The following is an 18,142-nucleotide window of genomic DNA, read 5'->3' as shown; positions in this document are numbered from 1 at the left end:
CTATTTAGCTTTTAAAATAATCTGGTTTTCGTATGCCTTCTCCAGTTTTTTAATGGCTTCGTTCCACCTGGGAAAAGCGCTTCGGGTAATAATACCCTCGGGTACTTTTAGTTCTTTGGTATAGATAATCTTGTTGTTTACGAGCGTATAAAGGATGCTGAACGAAAATTCCGGCTCGCGTACCTCTACCTTTTCAGGAAGGTGCGATACGATAAAGCCCTGGGGTATATCCAGTTCGATGGATGTCTTGTTATTTATGCGTTCACCAAAATCAATATCACTCTGGCGTGTATCTTTGATTTTCCAGTTCTTAAAGCTTTTTGCCGGATCGATGTCGATGTAATATTCGTTGTTGAACGAACTTACAGCTCCGGTATATACCAGGTCGCATTCAATATTCAGCGGACCACTTCGTTCTTCGAGATCGGGGAGTTTCAGGTTTGAAGTCTTTACACCTTTATTGCCATACGACATAAAATCAGCAATAAACTCTTCTTTTTTTTCATTGCGCGTATAGTGATACTGGAAAAGAAAATTCTTTTTAGCCTCACCTTTCAGGTTAACTACATATTTACCCTGCAGTGTTTCTCCGTTGATAGACGCTTTGATGGTGCGGTTATCAGCATCCAGGTTCTTTTCCGTTTCTTTGATCTGATCAGCTATAAAATTGTCACCGTCTTCAATCATCACTGGGCGCCCTAGAATGCGTTGTGCGTTTTGCCCCAGGGGTATATATTTTTCGGTGGCATCCAAAAAGTATCGCTTGCCGTGCAGGTTTAGCGTACAGATCATGTGGTTATTTACCGCAAGGCTTGGAATAGTCTGGTCGTACATAATGCGGCGTGTACCAAGCCAGGTGAGGCGTGCATCATAGCCAGCTACCGTCAGCATTTCTTTCATCAGGTTAGCCATGCCTTTGCAATCGCCATAACGCTTCTCAAATACTGCATGTGCTTCGTCTGGCTTAAATCCGGCTATACCATTTTCAAACGCTATATAGCGGATGTTGTCTTGAACCCAGTAATAGATAGCCTGCACTTTTTCTTCGTCAGTTTTTTTATCTTTTATCAACTCTTTTACAGTAGGTGTAAGGGCTTGTTGATTCGGATGAAGTTGCTTGGTCAGGCTGCTATACCATGCATACAGATCTTGAGGCGATGAAAGTATATTTACTTTTTTGCCGCTGGCAGTTGCGTACTTCGGGAGAATAAGCAGATGTGGCTGACTAAACTGCATGCCGCGGTCGAATGATTCGTGTATCAACCCGGGGAGATTTTTTACGGTATATTCAACAAATTTTCCATCAGGTTCTGCTTTTTCCGTTTTTGTAATGGCGTATTGTTCCAGGTTAAACTCGCGGATTTCCAGGGAAATTTCATGCGGAATAAAAAACGAGACTTTGCGTTCCTGTACGGGCAGATCTTCCGCAAAATATATCGAAGTAAGATACTTTGCATCGTTAATTTTTTCAGTGCACGTAACATCCCATACTTCACCCACTTCCTTTAGCTTTAGCTGATGTGTGCAGAACTTGCTGTCATCGTAAAACAATCCATCATGCGTATAGCTGCCGCAGAATTTCGCTGTGTTCACAGCCCGTTGTTTCAGGTTGCTCTCCGCGGCGAAGTTCTCTATTTCCGAATTCTGATCGTAGTATTGCGTGCGGAAAATAGAAGCATTGTAGCGCAACGAAAGTAGTTTTTCACGTGTTTGTACAGTAACCCTGGCACCAGTTTTGGGATCTCTGGCAAAGTCGTACCGGATATTGGATTGCATGACAACAGCCTCTTTGTCTTTATACTGTTGTTGCAGACCAATAGCGATTTTGGAATAGTCTTGAGAAATTTGAGAGAAGACAACACCCGGCAGGAGTGTAGCGAGTAAAATAAAGTATTTCATAGCAGGTACATCGAGAGGTTAGGTGTTCAGGATTCTACAACGGTTCCTGAGTATTCTTTTTGTGTAAATCTACCAACAGGAGTTATTACTTTAATAAGTATGTATGTTTTTTTCTATACATCGCACTATAAATGCGTTATCGCATGGATTGTAGAAGAGATAACAGTCTGTTGTTTAACAAGTTTTGACAGAGATGAGGCTATATGGGGTATATGTTTTACTTAGACTGATCGGAATTTCCTCGTTGAAAGAAAAAACTTTAAAAGTTGATAAGATCTTTACCGGGAATACTCAACGCCTGTGCTATACGTGACAATGCGGTTAACGAGGGTTCCATTTTGATTCAAAATATTTACAGCCTAATCAAGACTGAAGTATGGAATTTTGAAGAAAAAGTGTATTCGTAAGAACAAACAGATCGCCTGCCTTGAAGAAAAAATAACTGGAAACACAGCTTAATAAACACTGCGAATTGGAAGATGATGCTTCACTTATACACCATTGTTTTAGTATTTCAGTTTTGTAATCATCCAATACATTGTCCTAAAACAACGACAACTGCATCTTCATATCCACTACCGATGATTTTACATTATACCCAAGTCTGCTCAGATTACGGATGTGATATACGCGTGTTTCTTCGTAGCGTGAGGCTACTATAATTTCGGTGCGCCCTGCTTTTTTAGTGAACAGGTCGCGCACAAGTTCAGGGCGGTTGTTTTCGCGGGAGAGGTGTGATAAAAACAAATGACTCATGAAAGCAGGTTTGTGTTTTAGAAAAAGTTGCAGCGCCTGCCTGTTGGAAAGATGTCCTTTGCCGCCACGGATGCGATTCTTTAGATGATAAGGATATTTACCTGTCTCCAGCATTTCCTCATCATAATTGGCTTCGAGAAAAGCGGCGTGGCATTGACTGAAATGATTGGTAACATTTCGGCAGGGGAGACCTATATCCGTAAAGATGCCTACACGAATGTTATTGTCTGTAACAACAAAGCTATGTGGATCGCAGGCATCGTGCTCTTTCGGAAATCCTGTTATCTCAAGCGAGCCGATTATGATCGGTTCAAATGCCCGGAACGAATAGACAAGGTGCTCTTGTATTTTCAGTCCGCCATTCTGCAATGTAGGCGTGGTAATATATACCGGCAACTGGTATCGCTTTGCCAGCATGGCTACACCGTTAATGTGGTCGGAGTGCTCGTGGGTAATAAAGATCGCTTTTACTTTTCGCAGCGATAGCCCCAGGCGATTCATGCGCCTCTCTGTTTCGCGGCAGGAGATACCGGCATCGATCAAAACGGCTTCGTGCTGATTACCGACATAGTAACAGTTGCCGTTGCTTCCGGAATTGAGCGATGCAATGAATAGCGACATGATTTGTGCGAAAGTACAAGGTTGATTGTCAGAAATTCAACGAAAGCGTGAGGAATGCGATTGATTTTTTAAGAATTTTTTGAAAGACTTTCGGGAAACCAAGCTCCTTTTTGGGAGATACGATGGTTATAAATCCCTTGAATACACACCGTGTGCGGCCATTAGTAAAATGGCAACATGTTTGCAATCAGGAGTTCACATCACTTAACCTCTATTGCTCCATGAAATCAATCTTTGTTCTTTTTCTCCTGCTTATTGTGTTTGCATCGGCTTCATTTGTGGTTGTATATAATTACTGGAAAGACCTCGTTGAAGGCAACCCGGTAATTTTTGCGATCGGATTAATCGGTATCATCATGATGGGTGTAGGAGGGATGATGTACATCATCTTTACCAGCAGCACGGTGACAGAGCCCCAGCGTATCAAATGAAATCGTTGAAGTGTTCAGCATAGGTTTATATTTACAAGCAAAAAGCAGAGCCCGAAAGCTCTGCTTTTTATTTTATACTGTTGCTGTTACTGAAGATCGAGTACGAATACATATTTGGCAGGAATCGTGAGCGATTGCTTTATATCATACGCAGCTCCGGTAGACACTTCCTTACCTTTGCTGAACGTCTTGATGCGCTCTGCAAAACGTTTTGTGTCTATCGTCATCGGTTTGTCCTGGGTATTCATTACGCACATCACTGTTTGCTTGTCATCATAACGGAAGTATACATATACACCGTCTTCCGGAACATACTGCATCAGCTTACCGGTTTTAATAGCTGACGATGACTTGCGAAAGTTGGCAAGCTTCTTCGTCCATTCGAAAGCTTCGTTTTCTTTTTCCGTACGACCTTCTTTGGTAAACTTGTTAGCTTTGTCGCCAGGCCACCCTCCGGGAAAATCAAGTCGTACCCAGCCATCCGGATTTGATATACCTTTCATAATGATTTCGGTGCCATAGTATAGCTGCGGTATACCGCGCGTGGTAAGCAGCCAGGCAATTCCCATTTTGTGCTTCGCCAGATCTTCATTCACGGTAGAGTAGAAGCGTGTCATATCGTGATTGTCGAGGAAGTTTACATTCCTCATCGGGTCTTCATACATGAAATCGCCAGCGAGTGTCTGGTATAATTTGTTTACACCGTTGGTCCAGCCGAAAGGTTCATTGAGCGCGGGCACAATGCCATAAAGGTTTGTTTGAAAATCAGTAGCACCCAGCAGGTTACTCTTGAAAGGTATTGTAAAGTTATTGCGTGTAAAGAATGCCTGACTGGAAACGCCATGCACCCAGGTTTCTCCAAATAAGGTAATGTTCGGATATTCATCGTACAATGCCTGGTTGCAGCGATTCATAAAATCCAGATCATTGTATATATAGGTATCGATACGCCATCCATCTACACCAAATTCTTCCACACTCCACAGCGCATGTTGTATCAGGAAGTTGGCCACGTACGGGTTTTGTTGGTTGAGGTCGGGCATGAACTTCGTAAACCATCCATCGCTCATGCGTTCCTGGTCGGCAGCGGATGCATGTATATCCATCAAGGGCTGATCTTTATATGTGGTATTGGTATAGGCCGGCCATTCGTGCAGCCAATCATGTGTAGGTTTATCCTGCACAAAGAAATGGTAGAGTCCTACGTGGTTATAAACGGCATCCTGAATGAGCTTCATGTTGCGTTTATGCAATTCATTGCTGAGCTTTTTATACAAAGCAGCGTCACCCTGTCGCGCATCAATTTTATAGTGGTTCGTAATGGCGTAGCCGTGTTCCGTACGATCGGGCATATCATTCTCAAACACCGGTGTCATCCAGAGTGTGGTTATGCCCAGGTCTTGCAAATAATCCAGGTGATTGATGATGCCTTGCAGATCGCCCCCATGACGATAGAAAATAGAATCACGGTTGAGAGACTGATCGCGCATGTCTTTTATTTTATCGTTGCTAGCATCGCCATTGCTGAAGCGGTCGGGCATTGCCAGGTATATAAAGTCAGCTGATGTAACGCCTTGGGCATACGCACGATTTTTATCGCGTGGTTTTAACTCCCAATTTACTTTTTGTGATTTTTTACCGGCCTTGAAATCAAACACAACAGTTCCCGGGGTTGCATCGGGTTGTACAATAATATCAAGGGCGAGGTACTTACCATTTTCAAGACGATTAACCTTTGCAACGGTGATGCCCGCGTGCTTCACCGAAACATCGCGTTTGCCAAACCCTGCATCACTTGCTTTTACCAGGAGTTGAACAGTATTGTGTTTCATTCCTATCCACCAGTTAGGGGGGTATATTTCAACAGCCTGTGCCCTGATAGAAGGTGATGCCAGGCATAGAGCAAGGGTGAAAAATTGGTGTATAAACTTCATGGAAAATGGATTGGGTTAAAATAATTGAAAGCTGTTATTTCTGCTATGGGTAAAAATTCAAAAACAAACGTTTTGGTACCAGTTTAATTGAAAAGTTAGTTTATGAAAACGTTTGCGGTTCCGTTTCCGATTAAAAATTGTTAAGTTTATCATAAAACTTTACATGACTTGTTGTTATATTGATATTCGATTTCAAACGTGTGCAGTAGAGCAACTGTCTACGGGATGGAAATCAATAAATAATTAACCCAAACCAAAAACGTATGACAAAATTTTATCTGTATGCAAGCAGGTATCTTACGGTTCTACTGTTTCTGATCACCACACTGGCCTGGTCGCAGAGTACTGTAACCGGTAAAGTGACGGCTGCTGATGACGGCTCCGGATTACCCGGTGTAAACATTATTGAAAAAGGAACCAGCAATGGAACCGTTACAGATGCTAACGGTAATTTTACCATCACAGTGCCAGGCAATGCTGTACTGGTATTTTCATTTGTAGGCTATCAATCGCAGGAAATTGCAGTCGACAATCGCACGACCATTAACGTACCACTCTCATCTGATGTAACAGCACTTTCGGAAGTGGTTGTAATTGGTTACGGTCAGATCGATAAGAAAGATGCAACGGGCGCATTGGTTTCGCTGAAACCTGGCGATTTTAACGGTGGTGTTATTGCATCGCCCGAGCAATTGATCCAGGGCCGTGCGGCGGGTGTGCAGATCACTTCTGCCAGCGGCGAGCCGGGTGCTGGTATAAATATGCGTATTCGTGGTACATCTTCCGTGCGCAGTGGTAACAACCCGCTGTTCGTGGTAGATGGTGTGCCGCTGAGCGGTGACGATGTGAGCCCGGGCGCTTCAAACGGAGCACTTGGCGACAGCCCTCCCAAGAACCCGCTTAACTTTATTAACCCGAACGATATAGCGAGTATCGACATTTTGAAAGATGCATCAGCCACCGCTATATATGGATCCAGAGGTGCGAACGGTGTAGTAATCATTACTACCAAGAGTGGTAAATCAGGTGCTGGCAATATTGAATATTCTTACAACCTGGGCTTTGGCCATATCACCAAGAAACTGGATCTGTTAAATCGCGATGAGTTTATCAGCGCCTATACACAGTTCAACGGTGCGACTGCAGCAGCTGCGTTGGATAAAGGTGCAAGCACCGACTGGCAAAACCAGGTATTGCGTACAGCAGTTACCAACAACCACAACCTGTCATTCGGTGGTGCAGATGCCACCGGAAGCTTCCGTATATCGCTTGGTTATCAGAACCAGGAAGGTATCATCAAAAACAGTGGTATGAAACGCTATACTGCCCTGTTGAAGGGTACAAAAAAATTCCTGAACGATCGCCTGACGTTGAGCACACAAGTAACCGTTGCCGATGTTCATGACGATAACGTACCGATCACCAACAACTCAGGTTTTGAAGGCGACTTGTTTGGTTCGGCATTAAAATCAAACCCGACCGCTCCGGTATATAATCCGGATGGAACACCGTATCAGCCATCAAACGTTGAGCCTAACCCGGTGGCGTATTTGAAACTTTCCAGAAGCTTTACCAATACCTTGCGCAGCCTGGGAAACGTTTCGGCCGAATTGAAGATTATTGAAGGCCTGACGTTCAAAACTGTTTTCGGTTTTGACCGCTCATTCTCTTCGAGAAAGACTGCATTCTCGCGCGACCTGAGAGCCAACAATGGTATATTTGGTATAGGCCGCGCGTATCTCAACGATATAGAAGTTTCCAACAACCTATGGGAAAACTACTTTACCTATAATAAAGAGCTCAGCTCCAGTGTGAAGTTTACCGGTTTGTTAGGATATTCTTATCAGAGCTTCTCGAATAGCCGCAGAGATATACAGCTTGCCAATTTCAGAACTTCGAACCTTGATCTGATGATCAATAACCTCGCAGCAATCGATCCTACAAAGATCTCGATGACAGGTAACTCGTCAGCGGTGAAGGATGAACTTCAATCGTATTACGGTCGTTTCGATTTCACCATCAGTGATAAATATATAGTTACAGGTACGTTACGTGCCGATGGTTCTACAAAGTTCGGTGGTAATAACAAATATGGTTACTTCCCGTCTGCTGCCTTTAAGTGGCGCGCCAGTGAGGAAGCTTTTATACCCGAAGCTTTCTCTGATTTGAACGTGCGCTTGGGGTATGGTATCACCGGTAACCAGGAAATACCGCACAACCTCTACCAGGAAAGACAGCGCTACAACACCAGTAACTTCAACACGGGCGGTACGCTGGATCAGGCCGATATCGGAAGTGTTTCGTTCAAGAATTCTGACCTGAAGTGGGAGTCTACATCACAGATTAACATTGGTATTGATTACGGATTTTTTGATAACCGTTTGAGAGGTTCTATTGATTACTATCACAAAAACACAAGCGATCTGTTGATACAAGTGATCAGCGCGCAACCTGCACCACAGCCCTTTACCTATACCAATCTCAATGCCAATGTGATCAACAAAGGTGTTGAACTTGCGTTGGAAGGTGATGTGGTAAACAACTCATCGTTCAAGTGGACGATCGTTGGTAACGTAGCTTTTAACAGAAACCGTGTAGAGAATTTCAAGGGGCTGTTGAACACCGGCCAGATCAACGGTCAGGGATTGACCGGTGCCTTTGCGCAGCGTATTGCCAACAATCAGCCTTTGTATGCATGGTTCCTGCGTGATTTCGCCGGCTTCGATGAAAATGGTATATCAATCTATAACGGAGGTGACGTCCAGAAATTTCTCAATGGAAAAAGTCCGTTGCCAACCACCAATGCTGGTTTGACCAACAATTTCCGTTATGAAAATTTTGATCTCAGCATTTTCTTCTCGGGTCAGTTCGGACAGTATATCTATAACAACACCGCGAACGCTTACTTTACGGCAGGTTCATTGGCAAACGGACGTAACGTTACCAAAAATGTGGTGGGCAATGGTGAAAGCAACCTGAATGCTCCCGATGTTTCTACCCGATTCCTGGAGAATGGATCTTTTGTAAGATTGCAAAACGTTACGCTGGGATATAACATTCCTACTACCAACACATTTATCAAATCCTTGCGTGTGAGTGTTACGGGTCAGAACCTGTTAACCTTTACAGGCTATAAAGGACAGGATCCTGAGGTCAATGTGAACAAAGCTTTGAACAACGTTCCTTCATTGGGCATTGACTATGCGGGATACCCTCGTGCGAGGACTCTTACATTCGGTGTTAATGCAACATTTTAATGGTTAAGAACAAAATTGATTTATGAAAGAGAACATCACGATATTAAAAAAGGTATTGTTGGGAGCTGTGGGAATGTCAATGGCGCTCACAGCCTGCACGGATCTGAATACCACGGAGAAGGATTCGGTAGTGATCAATACCTCGGGAGGTAAATTTGAAGGCGACCCTGCCAGCTTGCTGAGTTCTGTATATGCTGACCTGGGTGCATTAACCGATCAGGCAAACGTATATGCACTATACGAACAAACCACAGATGAAATGTTGCCGCCTACACGCGGTGTTGACTGGGGTGACAATGGTGTATGGAGAACACTGCACCAGCATACCTGGGACCCTACACACCAGCAGATATTGGATAGCTGGAACCAGTTGAACCAGCGTGCATTCAAATGCAACCAGATACTGGCCTCCAGCCCAAGCGATGCGCAGGCTGCCGAAGCTAAATTCATGAGAGCTTTCTTCATGTTCTTTGTAATGGACTTGTATGGTCAGGTGCCATTCAGAAATGTGGATGAAGGTGTGGATGTAAATCCGAAAGTAATGACACGTTCAGAAGCATTCGATTTCATTGTGAAAGACCTGGAAGAAGCATTGCCAAACCTTTCTGTAAGAGGCCCGAGTGCCGACAATGGCAAGGCTTCCAAAGCGTCTGCAAACTTTCTGCTCGCCAAGCTATACCTCAACAAGGCTGTATACAAAAGCGCTGTACCCGAAGGCCCGTATACATTCGACAAGGCCGACATGGATAAAGTAATTGGTTATGTAGATGCTATTACGGCGGATGGTTATTCATTCGAACCGCAGTACTTCGACAACTTCCGTACCGTGGCTTCCAAAGAGTTGATCTTTACCAGCCCTTCAGGAACACCGCAGAATCGTATATACATGACACTCCACTACGATCAGAACCCCAGCGGGTGGAATGGATTTACTACAGTGGCTGACTTCTATGCCAAGTTTGAAGACAACGACAGCCGTAAGCATGCTGAAAGTATAGCAGCACTCGGTAAAAATTATTACGGTATCAAGCGCGGATTCCTCATTGGGCAACAGTATAAAGATGATGGTACTCCGCTTGTAGACTCCCGTACGCAGAAGCCGCTTGTGTTTACCGAAGATGTACCGCTCACCGGTGCTGCCACCAACAAAGGTATTCGCGTTATCAAGTATCACCCGGCCGATCAGGGTAAATATATATTCTTCCGCTATGCCGATGCATACCTGATGAAAGCTGAAGCGATTATGCGTGGCGGCACGGCTTCACAAACTGCGCTGGAAATGGTAAATGCACTGCGTGCTGTACGGGGCGCATCTGCACTCGGTTCGCTGAATGAGTCCGCCATGCTGGATGAACGCGGACGTGAGTTATACTGGGAAGGCGTGCGCCGTACAGACCAGATACGTTTCGGTACATTTACCAGCACCTGGGCAGAGAAGACGGTTACAGAACCTTTCCGCGTGTTGTTCCCGATACCTCAACAGGCATTGGACTCCAACCCGAATCTACAGCCTAACCCTGGTTATTAATCAGTTACTATCCTTATGAAAAGATTTATGAAGAAAATAATTTTCAGATATACGCTTGTTGTGATCGCTGCTGCCACGGTTTGGCTGGTGCAGTCGTGTAAAGATGATGACCCTACGTATGGTACTCCAAAAATAACGGAGTTCTCACCAGCCTCGGGCGGCCCTGTTGGTACATTTGTTACGATTACCGGCACATACTTTAGTACGATAAAGCCCACTACAGTAAAATTTAATGGAGTGGAAGCTGAGACTTTAGAGGTTACGGGTACATCTATCGTGGCGTTGGTGCCCTCTGGGGCTACGTCCGGAAAGATTACGGTTAGTGTAGAAGGTCACACCGGAAGTTCTACAACTGATTTCGCTGTAACCGGTGGTACACCGGCACCGGCTGTCCTTTCCTTCGATCCTTCATCAGGCAATGGAGCGGATGGTACTACGGTTACTATCTCCGGGGTAAACTTCAGCACAACGCCTGCCAACAATACTGTAATGTTCAATGGTGTGGAAGCAGAGGTGACTGCAGCCACAAACCGCTCATTAACGGTGGTGGTGCCGGAAGGAGCGACCTCAGGTAAAATTACTGTAGCGGTAGATGGCGTTACCGGTGTTGGAACTTCACGTTCTGATTTTTCAGTTCCTACACCCAGCATTACCGGCTTTACACCCAAAGCAAGTATAGTAGGATCAACCGTAGTGATCACCGGAACAAACTTCAGTAAAACAGCCGAGAACAATGTTGTGAAGTTCAACGGCGTTACCGCTGCTGTACCAACCGATGTGTCGGCTACATCACTCACCGTTATTGTACCGGCAACTGCTACTACCGGAAAAATTACTGTAGCAGTAGACGGCGTAACCGGAACATCTGCAGATGATTTCACGGTAAATTAAGCCCTCTGCTTTTTAATGGATTGCTAGTTTTTTTAAGGAAGGCAAGAATAGATTACTTGCCTTCTTTTTTTATTTTTCAGTCGTGTTATATAACCTGAGCATGCAACGATTTTACCTGCTGATCCTTTTGTTGATGACCCTGGCATGCAGCAATCCGGATACAAAAAAAAATGTTTCAACAAAACCAACGCTCTTTCAGCGGCTCGGAGCCGATGAGACGGGTATTGCATTTGAAAATACGCTCGTTCTCAAAGAAGATTTCGATGTGTTTCGCTATCGTAATTTTTACAACGGTGGTGGTGTCGGCATTGGCGATTTCAACAACGATGGGCTTGCCGATGTATACCTTACCTCCAACATGGGCGATAATAAATTATTTCTGAACAAAGGCGAGTGGAAGTTTGAAGACATCACCGAGAAAGCCGGAGTAAAAGGTGCAAAAGTATGGTCTACCGGCGTGAGCATTGCCGATGTAAATGCCGATGGCTTGCTCGATATATATGTTTGCAATGCAGGTGATGTGAGCGGTGGCAATCGCGAGAATGAACTGTTCATCAACAATGGTGATCTTACATTTACCGAACGTGCTGAAGAGTACGGTTTGGCCGATCGCGGATTTTCTACGCACGCGGCTTTTTTCGATTACGATAAAGATGGCGACCTCGATTGTTATGTATTGAACAATTCGTATCGCCCCGTGTCTTCGCTGGGATATAGAAACCTGCGGCATGAACGCGATGAATTTGGCGGACATAAATTATACCGGAACGATAACGGGCATTTTACCGATGTAAGCGAATTTGCCGGCATTTATGGAAGCGTGATCGGCTTTGGCCTCGGTGTAACGGTAGGCGATGTGAACAAAGACAACTGGCCCGACCTGTATATATCCAACGACTTCTACGAACGCGACTACCTGTATATAAACAATCATGATGGTACATTTCAGGAATCGCTCGAGAAATATATGGGTCATATCAGCATGTTCTCGATGGGGGCAGACCTGGCAGACCTGAACAATGACGGCTACCCGGAAATATTCTCCACCGATATGTACCCGGAAGAAGATTACCGCCTCAAGACTATATCTGCTTTTGAAACCTATGATGTATACCGGCTTCGTTTGCAGAACGGATACTACCATCAGTTCATGCGCAACATGTTGCAGCTGAACAACCAGGATGGCACGTTCAGTGAGATCGGCGCACTGGCAGGTGTTTCGGCTACGGACTGGAGCTGGGGTGCCCTGATGGCGGACTTCAACAACGATCTGTATAAAGATATATATGTATGCAACGGCATTTATAAGGACGTTACGAATCAGGACTTCGTGGAGTTTCTCGGAAGCAGCGAACAGATGCGTGCGGCCATTGAAGGCAAGAAAATCGACTTCAAAGAGTTTGTAGACAAGATGCCTTCGGTAAAGCTTAGCAACTATATGTTTACCCGCAAAGGCGAGTGGCAGTACAAAAACGTTTCAGCAGAATGGGGCCTTGATGAACCGAGCTTTTCTAACGGTGCCGCCTATGGCGACCTGGATAATGATGGCGACCTTGATCTCATTGTGAACAATGTAAATCAGCAGGCCTTTATATACCGCAACCAGTCGCGTGAGCAGAACAGGAACCATTTCCTGGCACTCACCTTCAAGGGAACCGCCCATAATGTTTTCGGCCTCGGTGCCAATGTAAAAGCATTTGTAGACGGGCAGACCATTTATACTGATAACATGCCAATCCGCGGTTTTCAATCCAGCATGGATTACAAAATGATCATCGGTCTGGGTAACTATGCTATGGTTGATAGTATGGTAATAACATGGCCCGATGGCAACGTGCAGGTATTGAAAGATACAAAGGCAGATCAGACGCTGGCCATTGACTATGCCAATGCTTCATCGCTTGATATTAAGCCTGAAACCATAACACCCATTTTGCAGGAAACAACCTTCAGCGAAATAAAGCATGAGGAAAATGATTACAACGATTTTGACCGCGACCGTCTTATATACCACATGCTTTCCACACAAGGGCCAGCCTTTGCAAAAGCTGATCTGAACAATGACGGACTCGATGATTTTTACCTCGGTGGTTCAATAGGTCAACCCGGAGCGATCTATATTCAGAAGCCGGGCAATACATTTACAACCGTTTCTACAAATGTATTCGATGCAGATTCGCTCAGCGAAGCCGTAGCTGCGGTGTTCTTTGATGCCGATAACGATAAAGACCTTGATTTGTATGTAGTGACCGGAGGCTCGGAGTATACAACGCAATCATTGCAAACTATAGATATACTCTACGAAAACAAAGGCATGAAAAAAGGAATGCCGGTATTTGCAAAAGCAAAAGATAAATTACCCGCGCTATACCAGAGCGGAAGTTGCGTGCGGCCTGCCGATATAGATCAGGATGGTGACCTCGATTTATTTGTAGGTACACGTGTGTTGCCAGGCTATTATGGTTTACCCTGCGATCAGTTTCTTCTCCTAAACGATGGTGAAGGTAATTTCTCAGAAGCCCATGCAAGCATGGCGCCTGATTTCAAACATCTGGGCATGGTAACGGACGCACAATGGTTCGATTATGATCACGATGATTTTCCGGATCTGATGGTAGTGGGCGAGTGGATGCCCGTTACTATTTTTAAAAACGATGGTAAGCAACTCACCAAAGTTGCCTCCGTAAAAGGTCTCGAACAATCAGAAGGATGGTGGAATCGCATTCACGCGGCCGATCTGGATGGCGATGGTGATGATGATTTTGTATTGGGCAACCTGGGATTGAATTCAAGGTTCAAGCCTACCGCCGAAACCCCCATTACTCTATATGTAAATGACTTTGATCAGAATGGTTCTATTGAGCCGCTGTTCGTATTTGTAAAAGATGGTAAAGAATTTCCGGTGGCCATGCGGCAGGATATCATCAAGCAGATGAGCTCGCTTAAAAAGAAGTTTGTATACTATAAGGATTATGCCGATAAATCGGTGAATGAAATCTTCGATCCAAAGCTATTGGAGCGCGCCACCATGTTGAAGTTCTATCAACCCAACACGGCAGTACTTATCAACAACGGAACGTCTGGATTTCATTTGAATCCATTGCCGGTGCAGGCACAGGTATCTCCGGTATATGGTATTGAAACCGCTGATGTGAATCACGATCAGCGGCCGGATATTATACTCGGTGGTAACCTCTTTGCCGTGAAGCCGGAGATAGGCCGCTACGATGCCTTGCATGGTCTTGTTCTTACCAACGATGGCAATGGCAGATTTACTCCACTCACATCCATCCGTTCGGGCCTCACATTGCCGGGAGAGGTGCGTCACGTTCAGCTCATGAACACCAAAGGCCGGAAGACCATTGCCTTTATCAGGAACAACGATACAATTAAATTTTTCAACGTACGATAAGTCTTGCGAATGAATATCACGCTACGAAATATACTGGTACTAATAGTGGGCATAATGTGCCTGGTGTCGTGCGACTCGGGCGATAAAAAGAAATTCAGGCTGGTACCTTCCAGCGAATCGGGCATTACCTTTCGCAACACACTCAAGGAAAGCGTGGAGTTCAACATCTTCAACTACATGTATTTTTACAACGGAGCCGGTGTGGCGGTTGGCGATGTAAATGGCGATGACCTGCCCGATATATACTTTACTTCCAACCAGGAGCCAAACAAACTATATCTTAACAAAGGCAATTTCAAGTTTGAAGATATTACCGATGCAGCCGGTGTTGCCGGCTTTAACGGCTGGACCACAGGCGTAACCATGGCCGATGTGAACAGCGATGGCAAACTTGATATATATGTGAGTAACCTCGGCGATTACCTTATTTACAAAGGCAAGAATCAGTTGTTCATCAACGAAGGTAATGATGCCAATGGCAATCCGCGGTTTACCGATCGCGCTATGGAAGTAGGATTAGACCTTATTGGGTTTTCCACGCAGGCTTCGTTTTTTGATTACGATCGCGATGGCGACCTCGATATGTTCATGCTCAATCATTCCCTGCATGAGAACGGTACCTTTGGAAAGTCAACCCTGCGGAAAGAAAGTCATGCGCTGGCAGGCGATAAGCTGATGCGCAATGACAACGGCCGCTTTGTGGATGTTACCAACGGTTCCGGTATTTACAGCAGCGTAATCGGGTATGGATTGGGCGTAGTTGTGAGTGATGTTAACCTCGATGGATGGCCGGATATATATGTAGGCAACGATTTTCATGAGAACGATTATCTCTATATCAACCAGGGCAACGGCACGTTTAAAGAAACCCTGCAGGAATCGATGATGCACACCAGCCGCTATACCATGGGTGTTGACTTTGCCGATTTCAACAACGATGCTTTTCCAGACCTGATCGCGATGGACATGCTGCCGGATGATCCGAAGATATTGAAAGCTTCGGCCGCGGAAGATGCATACGATGTATATAATTTCAAGATCAACTACGGATACAATCACCAGTTTGCCCGCAACACGCTGCAATTGAATAACCAGGACGGAACATTCAGTGAAGTGGCATTGCTCGCAGGCGTAGGTGCTACGGACTGGAGCTGGTCAACACTGTTTGCAGACTTCGATCTCGATGGACAGAAAGATATATTTGTGTCCAATGGTATATTAAGACGTTCCAACGACCTGGACTATATCAACTTCATTACCGTAGATTCCATTCAAATGCGCATGCGGTATGAAATGTCGGAACGCGAACTTCGCTACATCGAGAAGTTGCCGAAGATCAAGATTCCTAACTTTCTCTTTCACAATAATGGAGACTCAACCTTTACCAATAAGGCACTTGAGTGGGGATTGGATGCACCTTCTTATTCGCATGGCACTGCGTATGCCGACTTCGATAATGATGGCGATCTTGATCTGGTGATCAACAACGTAGAAGACGAAGCGTTCGTCTACGAAAATAATACGATGAGTCCGCCCGTGGGCGATAAGCAGGCTGATGAACCGAAAGAAGCCCGGCCTCATTATTTACAGGTAGTATTGAAAGGTAAACCCGGCAACCTGCAAGGTATAGGAGCCAAGGTATTGCTCTACAGTGCGGGTAAACTTCAATCGCAGGAATGTATGCCGACACGTGGTTTCCAGAGTGCCGTAGAAGCGAGGTTGACGTTTGGATTGGGTAACAGTACAATAGACTCACTTATCGTGATCTGGCCCGATGGTGCTTTTCAAAAATTAAAGAATGTAAAACCTGATCAGAAGCTTGCACTGGTGCAACAGGAGGCGCAAGGTTCATTTGACTATAGTGTGTTTCATCGCGCGACACCGCTGTTTGTAAACGCTACGCAAGCATTGGATATCCCTTACAAGCATGCTGAGAATAAATTTGTAGAGTTTAACCGCGAAGCATTGTTGCCACACATGCTATCGGCCGAAGGCCCTGCATCCATAACAGGCGACATGAACGGCGATGGCCTGGAAGATATATACCTGGGAGGAGCCAAATGGAAAAAGGGACATATATACCTGCAAACAACAACTGGAACCTTCCGCGAGATACCACAACCTGCACTTGCTGCCGACAGCACCTTTGAAGATACAGATGCTGCCTTGATCGATGTAGAGAAAGATGGCGACCTTGATTTGATCGTTGCCAGTGGTGGCAATGAATTTACCGGGCAGTCAGAATACAGGAAGCCGCGACTTTACCTCAACAATGGCAGTGGTATATTTTTACGCTCCAAGGGCCTTGATAATATATACCTGACGGCATCCTGTGTGCGTCCTTGCGATATTGACCGCGATGGTGATGAAGACCTCTTCCTCGGGGCACGCGCGCAGCCGTGGCGGTATGGCATCAAACCCGATAGCTATATTTTGCTCAACGATGGCAAAGGAAAATTTACCGATGCCACGAATGAGCTTGCACCCAGCCTGCGTAAATTCGGATTTGTAAAACAAGCTTTGTGGGCCGATATAGATGGCGATAAAGTTTCAGATTTGATCATTGCAGCAGAGTGGTCGCCTGTTACCATACTGCTATCAAAGAATGGTAAACTTACACCGATGCCATGGGAGGGATCGGGATTGGAAAAAACAAACGGCTGGTGGAATATTATTGAAGCAGCAGACTTTGATAAGGATGGCGACCTTGATCTGGTAGCCGGTAATCTAGGCCTTAACTCACGCCTGTATGCATCGCAGCAGGAACCGGTAAGCATGTATGTAGCCGATTTCGATAAGAATGACAGCACCGATCAGGTACTCACGTATTTTACACACGGCAAGGAATATCCGTTCCATACGCGCGATGAAATGACGAAGCAGATGCCTTACCTCAAGAAGCGCTATCTCTCGTATCATAAATTTGCCGAAGCCACCCTGCACGATATGTTCAGCGATGATGTGCTGAAAGCAGCAGAGAAATATACCGCCTATACCTTTACGTCTTCGTATATCGAAAACCGGGGCAATGGCAAATTCCGCGTGCATGCCTTACCGAAGGCAGCGCAATTCTCCACCGTAAATGCACTGATGATCGAAGACTTTAATTACGATGGCCATCTCGATATACTCGCAGCCGGAAACTTTTTTCCGATCAATATTCAGATGGGGCGCTACGATGCCAGCTATGGATTGCTGTTAACCGGTGATGGCAAAGGTAATTTCAAAGCCGTGCCACCCGCGCAGTCGGGTTTTTCGGTAAAAGGCGAAACACGGGCGCTGCGCAAGATCAAAACGAAAGATCGCGTATACTATATCGCGGTGCGCAATAATGATACGCTTGTAGCGCATGCAGCCATAGCTCCATAAGCGGAGCGAGGTTGACACGGAGGAGATATACTACACCCAAACCC

9 protein-coding genes are annotated in these 18,142 nt (G+C 45.3%); 6 read left to right on the top strand and 3 right to left on the bottom strand.

The features are described 5' to 3' along the window. Together V7Q33_RS12575 and V7Q33_RS12570 are read right to left on the bottom strand one after the other, a co-directional pair. Positions 1-1,899 (bottom strand): transglutaminase-like domain-containing protein, encoded by a 1,899-nt coding sequence (locus V7Q33_RS12575; protein ID WP_333820053.1) that lies wholly within the window; start codon positions 1,897-1,899, stop codon positions 1-3. Positions 1,900-2,442: 543 nt separating this feature from the next. Beyond that, the gene (locus tag V7Q33_RS12570; RefSeq protein ID WP_333820052.1) at positions 2,443-3,276 is read right to left on the bottom strand and encodes an MBL fold metallo-hydrolase; all 834 of its coding nucleotides are present in this window, start codon (positions 3,274-3,276) and stop codon (positions 2,443-2,445) included. A gap of 221 nt (positions 3,277-3,497) precedes the next feature. Between V7Q33_RS12570 and V7Q33_RS12565 the strand changes: the two genes are divergently transcribed. Next, entirely contained in the window at positions 3,498-3,707 is a 210-nt protein-coding gene (locus V7Q33_RS12565) for a hypothetical protein (RefSeq protein ID WP_331982320.1), read from the top strand. A gap of 86 nt (positions 3,708-3,793) precedes the next feature. Here the strand turns inward: V7Q33_RS12565 and V7Q33_RS12560 are convergent, their stop codons facing one another. Next, positions 3,794-5,641 (bottom strand): glycoside hydrolase family 13 protein, encoded by a 1,848-nt coding sequence (locus tag V7Q33_RS12560; RefSeq protein WP_333820051.1) that lies wholly within the window; start codon positions 5,639-5,641, stop codon positions 3,794-3,796. 263 nt (positions 5,642-5,904) lie between these two features. Here V7Q33_RS12560 and V7Q33_RS12555 point away from each other — a divergent pair, with 263 nt between their 5' ends. The 5 genes from V7Q33_RS12555 (at position 5,905) to V7Q33_RS12535 (ending at position 18,098) form a co-directional block, all read left to right on the top strand. Beyond that, on the top strand, positions 5,905-8,898 hold the full coding sequence (locus tag V7Q33_RS12555; protein ID WP_331982314.1) for a SusC/RagA family TonB-linked outer membrane protein: 2,994 nt from the start codon (positions 5,905-5,907) through the stop codon (positions 8,896-8,898). Positions 8,899-8,920: 22 nt separating this feature from the next. Then, positions 8,921-10,426: a RagB/SusD family nutrient uptake outer membrane protein gene (locus tag V7Q33_RS12550; protein ID WP_331982311.1), complete on the top strand. Its 1,506-nt coding sequence runs from the start codon at positions 8,921-8,923 to the stop codon at positions 10,424-10,426. A 27-nt stretch (positions 10,427-10,453) separates the two neighbouring features. Beyond that, positions 10,454-11,317 (top strand): IPT/TIG domain-containing protein, encoded by an 864-nt coding sequence (locus V7Q33_RS12545; RefSeq protein WP_333820050.1) that lies wholly within the window; start codon positions 10,454-10,456, stop codon positions 11,315-11,317. Between the two features lie 100 nt (positions 11,318-11,417). Beyond that, positions 11,418-14,729, top strand: a complete 3,312-nt coding sequence (locus V7Q33_RS12540; RefSeq protein WP_333820048.1) for a VCBS repeat-containing protein — start codon at positions 11,418-11,420, stop codon at positions 14,727-14,729. A gap of 9 nt (positions 14,730-14,738) precedes the next feature. Continuing rightward, a complete protein-coding gene (locus V7Q33_RS12535) occupies positions 14,739-18,098 on the top strand; it encodes a VCBS repeat-containing protein (protein WP_331982302.1) in 3,360 nt (1,119 codons plus the stop codon). The last annotated feature ends 44 nt before the right edge of the window (positions 18,099-18,142 follow it).

It is taken from the genome of Ohtaekwangia sp. (assembly GCF_036786105.1).
In the GTDB taxonomy this organism is placed as follows: domain Bacteria; phylum Bacteroidota; class Bacteroidia; order Cytophagales; family Cyclobacteriaceae; genus Ohtaekwangia.
The sequence above is the reverse complement of the archived record's forward strand: the minus strand, read 5'-3'. Positions and strand labels throughout refer to the sequence as shown.

Coding starts and splice junctions, on each gene's coding strand:
- V7Q33_RS12545 (WP_333820050.1), top strand. CDS start 10,454: ATGAAGAAAATAATTTTCAGATATACGCTTGTTGTGATCGCTGCTGCC.
- V7Q33_RS12555 (WP_331982314.1), top strand. CDS start 5,905: ATGACAAAATTTTATCTGTATGCAAGCAGGTATCTTACGGTTCTACTG.
- V7Q33_RS12565 (WP_331982320.1), top strand. CDS start 3,498: ATGAAATCAATCTTTGTTCTTTTTCTCCTGCTTATTGTGTTTGCATCG.
- V7Q33_RS12570 (WP_333820052.1), bottom strand. CDS start 3,276: ATGTCGCTATTCATTGCATCGCTCAATTCCGGAAGCAACGGCAACTGT.
- V7Q33_RS12535 (WP_331982302.1), top strand. CDS start 14,739: ATGAATATCACGCTACGAAATATACTGGTACTAATAGTGGGCATAATG.
- V7Q33_RS12560 (WP_333820051.1), bottom strand. CDS start 5,641: ATGAAGTTTATACACCAATTTTTCACCCTTGCTCTATGCCTGGCATCA.
- V7Q33_RS12540 (WP_333820048.1), top strand. CDS start 11,418: ATGCAACGATTTTACCTGCTGATCCTTTTGTTGATGACCCTGGCATGC.
- V7Q33_RS12550 (WP_331982311.1), top strand. CDS start 8,921: ATGAAAGAGAACATCACGATATTAAAAAAGGTATTGTTGGGAGCTGTG.
- V7Q33_RS12575 (WP_333820053.1), bottom strand. CDS start 1,899: ATGAAATACTTTATTTTACTCGCTACACTCCTGCCGGGTGTTGTCTTC.